The organism is Xanthobacter oligotrophicus (genome assembly GCF_008364685.1).
Lineage (GTDB): Bacteria > Pseudomonadota > Alphaproteobacteria > Rhizobiales > Xanthobacteraceae > Xanthobacter > Xanthobacter oligotrophicus.
The window spans coordinates 329359-340893 of sequence record NZ_VTTL01000001.1 but is presented as its reverse complement, the minus strand read 5'-3'; the positions used below and the strand labels follow the sequence as shown (position 1 = coordinate 340893).

The 11535-nt window shown below is 67.6% G+C and carries 14 protein-coding genes and 1 riboswitch; of the genes, 5 read left to right on the top strand and 9 right to left on the bottom strand.

Features of this window, described 5'->3' with window-relative positions; translation table 11 throughout:
• Positions 1-92 precede the first annotated feature (92 nt).
• Positions 93-335: a phosphoribosylformylglycinamidine synthase subunit PurS gene (purS, locus tag FZ033_RS01505; protein WP_012116060.1), complete on the bottom strand. Its 243-nt coding sequence runs from the start codon at positions 333-335 to the stop codon at positions 93-95.
• A 180-nt stretch (positions 336-515) separates the two neighbouring features.
• On the bottom strand, positions 516-1310 hold the full coding sequence (gene purC, locus FZ033_RS01500; protein WP_138398904.1) for a phosphoribosylaminoimidazolesuccinocarboxamide synthase: 795 nt from the start codon (positions 1308-1310) through the stop codon (positions 516-518).
• Between the two features lie 358 nt (positions 1311-1668).
• On the opposite strand from purC, the gene FZ033_RS01495 reads away from it, so the two are divergent.
• Positions 1669-1989, top strand: a complete 321-nt coding sequence (locus FZ033_RS01495; protein ID WP_012116062.1) for a DUF1476 domain-containing protein — start codon at positions 1669-1671, stop codon at positions 1987-1989.
• Between the two features lie 115 nt (positions 1990-2104).
• Here FZ033_RS01495 and rpsD read toward each other — a convergent pair whose 3' ends face one another.
• Together rpsD and FZ033_RS01485 are read right to left on the bottom strand one after the other, a co-directional pair.
• Entirely contained in the window at positions 2105-2722 is a 618-nt protein-coding gene (rpsD, locus tag FZ033_RS01490; RefSeq protein ID WP_149574404.1) for a 30S ribosomal protein S4, read from the bottom strand.
• A 250-nt stretch (positions 2723-2972) separates the two neighbouring features.
• Positions 2973-3539, bottom strand: a complete 567-nt coding sequence (locus FZ033_RS01485) for a manganese efflux pump MntP (protein WP_149574403.1) — start codon at positions 3537-3539, stop codon at positions 2973-2975.
• A gap of 77 nt (positions 3540-3616) precedes the next feature.
• A riboswitch (yybP-ykoY riboswitch) is annotated at positions 3617-3713 on the bottom strand.
• Positions 3714-3864: 151 nt separating this feature from the next.
• Between FZ033_RS01485 and FZ033_RS01480 the strand changes: the two genes are divergently transcribed.
• Positions 3865-4572, top strand: a complete 708-nt coding sequence (locus FZ033_RS01480; RefSeq protein ID WP_210247846.1) for a type 1 glutamine amidotransferase — start codon at positions 3865-3867, stop codon at positions 4570-4572.
• A gap of 30 nt (positions 4573-4602) precedes the next feature.
• On the opposite strand, the gene FZ033_RS01475 is transcribed toward FZ033_RS01480, so the two are convergent.
• Genes FZ033_RS01475 through FZ033_RS01455 form a run of 5 tightly spaced genes read right to left on the bottom strand, consistent with a single transcriptional unit; the run spans position 4603 to position 8551 of the window.
• Positions 4603-5343: a (5-formylfuran-3-yl)methyl phosphate synthase gene (locus tag FZ033_RS01475; RefSeq protein WP_149574402.1), complete on the bottom strand. Its 741-nt coding sequence runs from the start codon at positions 5341-5343 to the stop codon at positions 4603-4605.
• Positions 5340-5909, bottom strand: coding sequence for a DUF447 domain-containing protein (locus FZ033_RS01470; RefSeq protein WP_149574401.1), 570 nt, complete (start codon positions 5907-5909; stop codon positions 5340-5342). Before FZ033_RS01470 ends, FZ033_RS01475 begins: the two co-directional genes overlap by 4 nt.
• Positions 5906-7324: a DUF6513 domain-containing protein gene (locus FZ033_RS01465; RefSeq protein WP_149574400.1), complete on the bottom strand. Its 1419-nt coding sequence runs from the start codon at positions 7322-7324 to the stop codon at positions 5906-5908. Before FZ033_RS01465 ends, FZ033_RS01470 begins: the two co-directional genes overlap by 4 nt.
• A 1-nt stretch (position 7325) precedes the next feature.
• Positions 7326-7907: a flavoprotein gene (locus FZ033_RS01460; RefSeq protein WP_149574399.1), complete on the bottom strand. Its 582-nt coding sequence runs from the start codon at positions 7905-7907 to the stop codon at positions 7326-7328.
• Positions 7904-8551 (bottom strand): amino acid kinase family protein, encoded by a 648-nt coding sequence (locus FZ033_RS01455; protein WP_188079237.1) that lies wholly within the window; start codon positions 8549-8551, stop codon positions 7904-7906. The genes FZ033_RS01460 and FZ033_RS01455 overlap by 4 nt, the downstream gene beginning before the upstream one ends.
• Positions 8552-8738: 187 nt before the next feature.
• Here FZ033_RS01455 and FZ033_RS01450 point away from each other — a divergent pair, with 187 nt between their 5' ends.
• The 3 genes from FZ033_RS01450 to FZ033_RS01440 all read left to right on the top strand — a co-directional run bounded on the left by FZ033_RS01450 (position 8739) and on the right by FZ033_RS01440 (position 11530).
• Positions 8739-9131 carry a c-type cytochrome gene (locus FZ033_RS01450; protein WP_149574398.1) on the top strand — a complete coding sequence of 131 codons (393 nt, stop codon included), beginning with the start codon at positions 8739-8741 and terminating at the stop codon, positions 9129-9131.
• Positions 9132-9427: 296 nt separating this feature from the next.
• Complete coding sequence (locus FZ033_RS01445) at positions 9428-10156, top strand: 16S rRNA (uracil(1498)-N(3))-methyltransferase (protein ID WP_149574397.1); 729 nt, start codon at positions 9428-9430, stop codon at positions 10154-10156.
• Positions 10157-10408: 252 nt separating this feature from the next.
• Positions 10409-11530, top strand: coding sequence for a carboxylate-amine ligase (locus FZ033_RS01440; RefSeq protein WP_149574396.1), 1122 nt, complete (start codon positions 10409-10411; stop codon positions 11528-11530).
• The last annotated feature ends 5 nt before the right edge of the window (positions 11531-11535 follow it).

Sequence of the window (11535 nt, the reverse complement as noted above, 5' to 3'; positions counted from 1 at the left end):
GCCAGTGGCACGGGCCAATGGCAGGCAGGGTCGAGGCGGCGTTCGATAGGGCGATGCGGCATTGCAAATGCTAGCACATCGCCCAAGGCGCATCACTCCGCGAACTCGACCTTGTAGGTCTCGATCACGGTATTGGCGAGGAGCTTGTCGCAGGCATCCTTCAGGGCGCCCTCGGCGGAGGCCCGGTCGTTGCCGGCCAGCTCCACGTCGAAGACCTTGCCCTGCCGCACGCTCTGCACGCCAGCGACGCCGAGCGAGCGCAGAGCGCCCTCGATGGCCTTGCCCTGCGGGTCCAGAACCGCCGACTTCAGGGTGACGATCACGCGGGCCTTCATGACACCTTTGCCTTCATGACACCTGTTGCTCTGTTATTGGCCCGCGCCGCAGGGCAGCGGGACAGGGGATGCAACGCAAACGGGGGCCTCTCAGGCCCCCGTCCCGTAAGGTCCTGGGGCCAATACGGCCCCCGCCTAGCATTTTTCGGCGGCAAGGCTCAACGCCTCACTTCACCAGGCTCACTTGACCAGGACGGGGCCCTTGCCCTGGGTCGGATCGTTCTCCATGAGGATTCCGAGCCGGCGCGCCACTTCGCTGTAGGCCTCCACGAGGCCGCCCATGTCGCGGCGGAAGCGGTCCTTGTCCATCTTGTCGTTGGACTTCATGTCCCAAAGCCGGCACGAATCAGGGCTGATCTCGTCGGCCACGACGATCCGCATCATGTCGTTTTCCCACAGGCGACCGCATTCCATCTTGAAGTCCACAAGACGGATGCCGGCGCCGAGGAAGAGGCCGGACAGGAAGTCGTTGACGCGGATCGCAAGCGCGATGATGTCGTCGATTTCCTGGGTGGTGGCCCAGCCGAAGGCGGTGATGTGCTCTTCCGACACCATCGGGTCGTTGAGCGCGTCGTTCTTGTAATAGAACTCGATGATGGAGCGCGGCAGCGGCGTGCCTTCCTCGATCCCGAGACGGGTCGAGATGGAGCCGGCGGCGACGTTGCGCACCACGATCTCGAGCGGAATGATCTCCACTTCGCGGATGAGCTGCTCGCGCATGTTCAGCCGGCGGATGAAGTGAGTCGGCACGCCGATGTCGTTCAACCGCGAGAAGATGTACTCGGAGATCCGGTTGTTCAGCACACCTTTGCCGTCGATGACATCGTGCTTCTTCGCATTGAAGGCGGTGGCATCGTCTTTGAAGTGCTGGATGAGTGTGCCGGGCTCGGGTCCTTCATAGAGGACTTTCGCCTTGCCTTCGTAGATTCGGCGGCGGCGGCTCATGGGAATATACCGCTGATTGAGGAAATCCATGGGTTTGCCAAGGCTCCGTTCTGGTGACGCTCCTCGGCGGGACCGGGGGTGAATGTTGCCAGTTCACACCAAGCCCGTTCGGACACTAGCCGATCAGGCGGCGCGATACAACGCGCGTCCACGTCCGCCTGTGCATGCCTGCTCTCTGGTCTGTGCGCGCCGCCTGCGTTTCCAACACCCGCAATACCGCCGGCAGGAGCCGATTTCCGCCGCCTGCGGCGGGACGCGACATGGAGCAGCGCTTCACTGCCGTTGATCTGGGGTGACGTGAGAGATATTCAAGGCACGCGCGCGGTCGTGTGACCGCCAATCCGATCCCGGCCGGCTTTGCCGCCAAATCGTCAGGAAGAGGGGTGCCATGACCACGTTCGACAAGCGCGAAGAAGGGTTCGAGAAGCGCTTCGCACTCGACGAGGAATCCCGCTTCAAGGCGGTCGCCCGCCGCAACAAGAAGCTCGGCCTGTGGGCCGCCCAGCTCCTCGGCCTCAGCGGCGAGGCTGCTGAAGCCTATGCCAAGGAAGTCGTGGTCGCCGACCTCCAGGAGGCCGGCGACGAGGACGTGTTCCGCAAGCTGCGGGGCGATTTCGACGCCAAGAGCGTGGACGTTTCCGACCACCAGATCCGCCGCAACATGGACGAGTTCCTCGCCCAGGCCTCGGCCGAGGTGAAGGCGGGCTGAACGCCCGCTGACGACATGGGGCCGTCCGCATCGCGGCCGGCTCCGGTGCCTTGATCCTCAAAGCAAAAAGGCCGCCCGAGAGGGCGGCCTTTTCGTTTGGCGGGCGCCGATGGGATCAGCGCGAATAGAACTCGACCACGAGGTTCGGTTCCATCTGAACCGGGTAGGGCACCTCGTTGAGCTCCGGAATGCGGGCGAAACGGGCCGCCAGCTTGCCGGTGTCGAGCTCGATGTAATCGGGCACGTCACGCTCGCCGAGCTGCTGGGCCTCGAGCACCAGGGTCATCTGGCGGGACGCTTCCTTCACCTCCACCACGTCGCCGACCTTCACCAGGTAGGACGGGATGTTCACGCGCTGGCCGTTCACCTTCACGTGACCGTGGGAGACGAACTGGCGGGCGGCGAAGATGGTGGGCACGAACTTGGCGCGGTACACCACCGCGTCGAGCCGGCGCTCCAGCAGGCCGATCAGGTTGGCGCCGGTGTCGCCCTTGAGGCGCGAGGCCTCGACATACACCTTGTGGAACTGCTTCTCGCCGATGGAGCCGTAATAGCCCTTCAGCTTCTGCTTGGCGCGCAGCTGCACGCCGAAGTCGGACAGCTTGCCCTTGCGGCGCTGGCCGTGCTGGCCGGGACCATACTCGCGACGGTTCACCGGGCTCTTGGAGCGACCCCAGATGTTCTCGCCCATACGGCGATCGATCTTGTGCTTGGCCGCAATGCGCTTGCTCATGTAACGCGGATCCTTGATGGTCTTGGTTGAATTGGGATCGCGCCCCTCCTCTGCGGACCGGATTCCAGCGCAGTGCCGGAACCCTTTCCACCGACAGGCTCATCCAGCGCGCTGCCGAACGATGCCACGGGTGCGTGAAACGCCGAACGGGCCGCTGAAGGCCCGAAAGGTGGCGGGTTCTTAATCGCGAACCGTGTCCGAGTCAATGTTTGCCGGCGCCGGGACGGTCTCGTGACGGCCGCGCGGCCCCTCACGCGCTCAGGTGCTCTATGAGGATGGCGAGGCCGAGGCCGCACAGGGCGACGCCCGCCACCACTTCGGCGATGCGGCCGAACCGCTGGCCCACCATGCGCCCCACCAGCATGCCGCCGGACGACATGAGAAAGGTCGTGGCGCCGATGGCCAGGGCCACCACCACGATATTGACGTTCAGGAAGGCGAGCGACACCCCCACCGCCATGGCGTCGATGCTGGTGCCCAGCGCGGTGGCGAGCAGCACCCAGATGGAGCGGCCGCGCGGGGTGTCGTCCACCTCTTCGTCCCGCTGGGAGAAGGCGGCGACCAGCATGTGCAGCCCGACGCCCGCGAGCAGGCCGAAGGCGATCCAGTGGTCGATGGCCTCCACATAGCTGCTGGCAGCCATGCCGGCGGCCCAGCCGATGAGCGGGGTGGCCGCTTCCACCGCGCCGAAGACGGCGCCGGTACGCAGGGCCTCGGACAGGCGGGGACGGCCCATGGCGGCGCCGCGGCCCACGCTGACGGCAAAAGCATCGATGGACATGCTCATGGCGAGCACGAGAATCGTGGCAGGCGACATCTGGTTTTTCCAGGCGGACGCAGGGAGACCGGCTTCACCCGTCCGTCCGCGTGGGAGGGGTGTTGCACGGTCTCGCCGGGCCGATGATTCGGCTGGCCGTGCCATGCGCGCATTGCGCAAGCCTGTTGGCACGGCCCCGCACGCAGGCGGTGGCTACTCCCCGATGAGACGGGAGTAGCGGCCCGGGGCGGGCGGGTCAAACCCTGCGTCACACTTTATAATGATACCGGTTCGCGATATCCGCGCCACCTTGACGCCCTTGCCGGCCCCGCTGGCGGTGCGCCAGTATGGAACGCGCCCGCTCCGCCCGCCCCGGGAGAATCCCTTGAGAGTCCTCGTTTTCCAGCACGTGGCCGCCGAGCACCCCGGCAGCTTCCGCGATTTCATGCGCGCCGACGGCGTGATCTGGGACGCCGTGGAGCTGGACGAGGGGGAGCCCATTCCCGCCCTTGAGGGTTATGACGCCCTCATGGTGTTCGGTGGGCCCATGGATGTGTGGCAGGAGGAGGAGCACCCCTGGCTCGTGGCCGAGAAGGCGGCGATCCGGGAGTGGGTGGCCAGCGGCAAGCCCTATCTCGGCGTCTGCCTCGGCCATCAGCTGCTGGCCGACGCGCTGGGCGGCAAGGTGGGCCTCATGCCGCGCCCCGAGGTGGGCGTGACCGACGTGTCCCTGACGCAGGCGGGTCAGGACTCGGTGTTCTTCACCGGCCTGCCGTCCACCTTCCCGACCCTGCAGTGGCACGGCGCCGCCGTGCTGAAGCTGCCGGAGGGGGCGAAGGCGCTGGCCCACAACGACCATTGCGCCATCCAGGCGCTGCAGGTGGGGGAGCGGGCGTTCAGCATCCAGTATCATGTGGAGCTGACCGACGACACGGTGCCCGAATGGGGCGAGATCACCGAATATCGCTGCGCGCTGGAGGCCATCACCGGCCCCGGCGGCGGTGCTCTGCTGGTGAAGGCGGTGGAAGAGAAGATGCCGGTGTTCCGCAGGGCGGCGGAGCAACTCTATCGCAATTTCAGGGGGACGTGGTAGCGCGGTGAAGCCTTTGGCCGTGGGCGACGCTTAGGCCGCCACCCGTCCCTTCAGTTCCTCCCGCACCCGAGCGAGCCGCGCCGGATCGAGGGTGCTGGTGCGCCCCGTGGCGCACAGGGCGCCGCGGAAGCCGAGATAGTGCGGCTGGAGCGCCGCAAGGGGCGTGATGTCCTCCAGCTTCAACGAGCCCGCAAGGCCGGTGAGCAGGCCAGCCGCCCTGGCCGCCCCGACGAAGCCGGCGAGGCGCTGCACCGGCAGATGGGCGAGGAGGCCGCCGGCCGCCTTGTCCGCCGTATCCAGCATCACCCCGTGGAGGCCCGCTTCGGCGAAAAGGGGAATCGTGGAGAGGTCGGGGTCCTGGTCGGCGAACAGCACGGCGATGAGACGGGTCTCCCGCGCCAGCGGCCGCAGGGCATCGAGCACCGGGGCCAGCGCCGCCCCGGCGCCTTCACGGGGCAGGGGAAAGCCGATCTTCACCAGCGGCACGCCGGTGGCGGCGGTGCGCCGGGCGGCGGCGAGGATGATCGTGGCATCAAGGGGCTGGTCGCCCACGGTGGCGCTGAGGCCGGTCAAGCAGCCGGCTGCGCGCCAGCGGGCGACGGCGGCCCGCAGCGGTGCTTCCGCCCAGGCGCCCAGCGCACCTTCGGCCGGGTTCTTCAGGTCCACGATGTCGGCGCCGGCGCCGAGCGCCACCTCCATCTCGGCGAGAGTGGCCACGGAGGCGAGCAGGCCCGGGCGCGCTGCTAGGGGAAGGGTCACATGCAAGGTCATGATGCCGCCCGCGCCCGGTGGTCGGCGATGGTCTCGCACAGCCAGTCCCAGGCTTCGCGCTCGGCGGGGCCGGCGGTCTTCTCGATGGCGATGGAGAGATAGTTCATCTCCCGGTCCACCCGCTCGGGGTCCATCATGTGCAGGCGCGATACCAGAACGGCGCCTTCCAGCACCGCCGCCACCGCCCGGTTGAGGCCGAGGAAGGGCGCGTGCTGCTCGCGGTGGACGATGCGGCAGAAGAAGCGCGGACGGGTGGGGTCGTCCTCCATGCGCGTCACTTCCACCTCGTCATGGGCGAGGCACTGGTCGAGGCGCACCGCGCCGTCCAGCCGGGTGGCGGGCACGGTGGGCCAGGACCGGTGCCGGCCGGTGATGCAGCCGGCAAAGACGCGGGCATCGTCGGTGAAGTTCACCACCGCCACTCCGTGGGCTGCCATGTTGTCCAGCGTCCGCGAGGGACGGAACGGCTGAAGCAGGTAGCCGCCCTCCACGAGGGTCGCGCCCATGGGCGCCACATGGGGCTCTCCCGCGGCCGATTGAGTGCTGACGATGGTCTCCCTAATCACGTGGCTTCGCCTTTCTTCTTTGCGGAAAGGGTCGAGCCCGCTTCCTTGAAAGTCAACCGGTGGGCGTCTTCGGCGCTGCTCCCGGTCTCGCCTGCCACGCCCCATTTCAGGGGCTCGTCCTGGGCGTAGCGCTTGCCGAGCTTCAAGGCGATCTCCGCCCGCGCCGTCTCCACGCCGAGATAGAAGGCGTGGGCGCCGTCGTCCTCCACCTTGAGGTGGGGGAAGAGGTCGAACGGGTCGCTCGCCACGTGGTGGCCGTCGCGGTTGTAGGCGTGGATGCCCTTTTCCGTCACCTCGATGCGGAAGTTGCGGTCGGCCACCGTGCCGGCGAGGCGGTCCACCTCTTCCGGCGTGGTGGTGAAGGGGCGCCGGTCGCGCAGGGCCATCAGGCCGCCGCCGAAGCCCTGGGGCAGGGCGCCCGCCTCCCGCGCGGCGAAGAATTCCCGCCGTGCCCGGTCGAACTCGCGGATGGCGGTGCGGCAATGGGGGCTCACCTGCACCGCCAGCACCGCATTCAGCTTCAATTCGGAGATGATGCCCATGAGCAAAGCGTTCATGCCGGTGGTGTCGGCATCCGTCAGCTCGGTAACATTGCCGATGCCCATGAGGATGGGAATGTCCGGCTTCAGCCGCCGCAGCTCGGCGTAGCGCAGCAGGGAGGCGGTGAAGCCCAGGTGGATGGGATCGAGGATGGGATCGGCGAGAAACGGCCGGCCCCTGGCCTCGCACATCTCGATCGCCCGGACGAGGGATGAAAGGTCTCCCGCCTGCGCCGGCACCAGCACCGGCACCGCTGGGCCTTCCTCGGCGATGGAAAGCGTGTCCTCGTTGAGGCTGAGGAGATAGTCGGCCCCGGCACGGGTGCCGCGCGCCAGTTCCTGCGGGTCGAAGCTGTCCACGCTCACCCTGAAGCCGTCCGCCTTGAGCGCGGCGATGGCCTCCTCCAGGTGGGGGAAGGGGTTGTCGGGCAGGGCGCCGAGGTCGATCACGTCCGCGCCCTCGCCCTTCAGGAAGCGGGCGCGGGTGACGAGGTCGTCGATGGAGAGGCGGGTCGCGTCCACGATCTCGGCGAACAGCAGCACGTCCTGCCGGTCGAGGTTCACGGCGCAGCCGCGACCCTTGCCGAAATAGGCGGGGATGTCCGCCGCCTCCTCCGGCCCGCGCGCGAACGGCAGGCCGAAGCGGGTGGCGAGGCGGTCGAGGTCGCCCCGGAAGCGGCCGGGCATGAGCACGCGGTCGATGCGCTCCGGCAGCTTCAGGCGCCGTTCCACGATCTCCGCCGTCATCAGGGCGGCGACCTTCACGCCCACATTGACCACCACCGGGTCGAGGGCCTCATCCGCGATCTCCTCCGCGATGCGGCGGATACGCGGCTCGGCCAGCGACCCGGTGACGAGGGCGACGCGCTCGGCCATCTCAGGCGGCCGGCGGGGAGAGGAGCGCTTCAAGCTCCGCCCGGCGGCGGGCGATGGCGTCGCGCAGCTCGTCCAGCGTCTCGGCCACCACGGTGGCGTCGAATTCCTTGAGCCGGCGCGTGTTTTCCAGGTCGATGCGACGCGGATAGACCGGCACCGGGCCCTCGGGGGCCATGGTGATCATCTCCGGCATGCTGTCGCAGGCGAACACGATGGCCGGCACGCGACACTTGCCGGCCTGGGCGAAGCAGTTGGTGACGAGAGTGTCGGAGATGCCGTGCACCGCCTTCGCCACCGTGTTGGACGAGGCGGGCGACACCACGAGGGTGTGATACTCGCCGTGATAGAATCGGCCAATGGAGGCGGACGAGGCGCTGTTGTCGCGGAATACCTGGGTCTGTTCCGGCAGCGGCTCCTTGTCCTGCTTGTACATGCGCAGCACTTCGTCGGCCGCGTCCGAGACGAACAGGTCCACGTCCTGCAGCGCGCGGATGATCTCGATGCTCTCCGTGAAATAGTGCCCGGAGCCGGTGAGGGCCCAGGCCCAGCGGGGCGTCTTCGCGCGGGGCGCTTTGGCGGTCATGACAGACGCGAACCTTCCTTGGCTTCCTCGTTCCACTCGGTCGCGCGCGCCCTGGTGCGCAGGGCGGCGTCGAGCCGGTCCCCATCGTCGGCGGGGAGGGGGAGAATATCGCCTGTAAACCGGACCGCCATGGTCGCAAAGGCCGCATCCACCAATCCGGTCGCGGACCAGGCCGCGATGTCGGCGGCGCGGTCGCCGGAGGAGGGGAGGAGGGGGGCGTCAGGCGCCTTCACCAGCACCAGCCGCTCCGCCTTAAGCTCGGCCGCGAGCCACAGGGCGAGGCTGTCCGAGGTCACGTCCCAGCTTTCGGGAATGCCGGCGCGGCCGAGCGTCATGGCGGTGGGAAACCACAGGGCGGCACCCTTGGCAGCGGCTGCCGCCAGCTCGGCGGGGGTGCGGGCGGGCAGGAGGCGGGGTTCTAGGTCGCGCATGGCATGGGCCATCTGCTCCATGGAGAGGAGCGCCATGCGGTGGGCAGCGCCATCGGACAGGCCCCATTGCGGCTGAACTGCACGGACCTGATCGGCCAGCGCCCCGCCGCCGGGCACCACCACCAGCCCCGGTTCGGCGGCAAGGCGCGCCAGGAGGCGGCGCGGCGCTGCGCCTCGCGTCAGGCTGCCGCCGATCTTCACGATGATGGTCACAAGGTCTCCCGCTCGGTCTCAAGGTCGCATCGGTGGGTTTGCTGGAGTCATGCTAAAGAGGCGCGGCGCTGCCTCCAATGGAGGAATTTTGTGCGCTGCAGCAAGGGTTTGGGCGATGCGGGTATTTTCATATATTCGTATATGTGAATAATATTGCCGATCGCGACTGTCGAGAGAGGAAAGCTTCATGCGTCTCATTATGGCTTCGGTTCTCATGCTCGCCGCCACCGGCTCGGCCCTTGCGGATCCCGATGTGGCGAAGGGCGAGACCACCTTCAAGAAGTGCATGGCCTGCCACGCCATCGGCCCCGACGCCAAGGTGAAGGTCGGCCCGCCGCTCAACGGCATCGTCGGCGCCAAGTGGGCCCATTTCGAGGGCTATGCCTATTCCCAGGACATCAAGGACGGCGCCGCCGCCGGCAAGGTGTGGGACGAGGCCACCCTCGACAACTACATCACCAACCCCAAGGTGCTCGCCCCCAAGGGCAAGATGGCGTTTGCCGGCATCAAGAACGAGGACGAGCGCAAGGATCTCATCGCCTTCCTCGCCCAGTTCAACGCCGACGGCAGCAAGAAGTAGGGTCGCGACGCGGCCCGGCCAGCGGCCCCTATCGCACGTTCAATGATACCTCATCCCGCATTTGGGGGATGAGGATCGGCCGCGCTTCAGCCATCAAGGGTTGTGCCGGTCAGGGCAGGCTACCTTGTCCTTTTGGGCTGGGGGGCGGGCAGGCGGTGGTCCTCATGGACCCCGCCTGTTCCTGGCGGCCTCTCGCGCCGTGGGTTGCGCGAGGCATCTCCCATCCATCTGCTCGCGGTCGAGCTTGCCAAATGCCGGCCTGTCGTGGTGTCCCTCCCGCACCGGAGGAGGACCCCATGCCCGATCATGATTTCCGCGCCCAGCGCCTTTACGTGGACGCCGCGCTTGGGCCGGACGCGTCCGTTCTGCTCGCGCCCGAGCAGGCCCATTATGTCGCCAACGTGATCCGGCTGGCCGTGGGCCAAGCCCTGCTGCTGTTCAATGGGCGCGACGGCGAGTGGCGCGCCACCCGTGTCGCCGGCGGCAAGCGCGACGTGCGCTTCGAGGTGAGCGTTCAGGTGCGCCCCCAGCCGGTGGCGCCGACGCTGGAATATGCCTTCGCGCCCCTGAAGCACGCCCGCCTCGACTACATGGTGCAGAAGGCGGTGGAGATGGGCGCCGGCGTGCTCTCCCCAGTCATCACCCGTTACACCCAGGTGTCGCGCATCAATCTCGACCGCATGGCGGCCAATGCCGCGGAGGCGGCGGAGCAATGCGGCATTCTCAGCCTGCCGCGCGTCGCCGAGCCGCGCCCGCTCGCCCAATGGCTCGATGCGCTGCCTGCCGAGCGGGTGCTGGTGTTCTGCGACGAGGCGGCGGCCGACCATGATCCCATCCACGCCCTGCGAACGGCCCCGGGCGGACCGGTGAGCGTGCTGATCGGGCCGGAAGGCGGCTTCAGCCCGGACGAACGCGCCCTCATCGCCCCGCGCGCGGTCACGCTCTCCCTCGGCCCGCGCATCCTGCGGGCGGATACGGCGGCGGTGGCCGCCCTCGCCTTGGTGGGCGCGGCGCGGGGTGGCTGAGTGGCGCGCTAAACGCCCGAACCGCCGATTTGTTCCCCTCGCATCGACAAGAATTTGAGACGAATCCTAAAACATTTACAAACAAGTGATTCGCAACATGTTGCGTTGCGCTAAGATATTGAAAGAATATGTCTGATTAATACCACCGTGCCATGCCGCATTTTTGTCGGATTTGGCGTCAATCTGTCCGGAACTTGGCCGTTGGCTGGGCGTTACTGGCTCGCCTTTTTGGCAATTTCTGCGGAGGCCTGCGTGTCGCACGACTACAGCTTCGGAATCGAAGAAGAATTCTTTGTCGTGGACGCGGAGACGAATGCGGTCCAAAGGCGCATGCCGTCAGGCTTTTTCGACGAGCTGAAGGACATTCTGGGCGACAGCGTCTCGGTGGAGATGCTGCAATCCCAGCTGGAGCTTGCGACCCGCCCCTCCACCGGAGCGGGCAGCGCGCTCGACCAGTTGAAGGGCCTGCGCCGCACCGTGGCGGACGTGGCGGCGGAGCACGGCCTGGGGCTCATCGCCGCCGGCACCCATCCCACCGCCACCTGGGATGGGGTGCGCGCCACCAAGGCCAACCGCTTCGACGGCGTCATGAACGACCTGAAAATGCTGGGTGAGCGCAACATGGTGTGCGGCCTGCACGTGCATGTGGAGCTGCCCGACCCCGACGAGCGGGTGGACGTGATGCGCCGCATGGTGCCCTACATCCCCCATTTCATCGCCTTGTCCACCTCCTCCCCGTTCTGGGGGGCGAAGCAGACCGGGCTCATGGGCTACCGGCTGGCGGCTTATGACGAATTGCCGCGCACCGGCCTGCCCGAGATGTTCGAGAACGCCGCCGCCTACGAGCGCTACATCGATGCCATGGTGGAGGCGCGGGCGATCACCGATTCGAGCTATGTGTGGTGGGCGCTCCGCCCCGCGCGCCAGCTGCCCACGCTGGAACTGCGCGCCCCTGACAGTTGCACCCGTATCGAGGACACGGTGGCGATCGCGGCGCTGTATCGCGCTTTGGCGCGCTTCCTGGTGCGCAACCGGCACCACAACAAGGACGTGGGCACGGTGGACCGGGCCATCGCCGACGAGAACAAGTGGCGCGCCCAGCGCTACGGCATCCACGGCTCGTTCGTGGATCTGGTCCAGCGCCGCGCGGTGTCGGTGCGCGACGCGGTGGACGGCCTCGTCCATCTGGTGGGGGAGGATGCGGAGGCGCTGGGCTGCCTCGACGCCCTCCTGCACGTGCGCACCATCGCCGAGGCGGGCACCAGCGCCGATGTACAACTGGCGGTTTTCCAGGAAGCCCAGCACCGCACCGGCAAGCGCGGCGAGGCCCTCGACGCGGTGAAGACCTGGCTGGCCCACGCCACGCTGCAGTGAAGAGG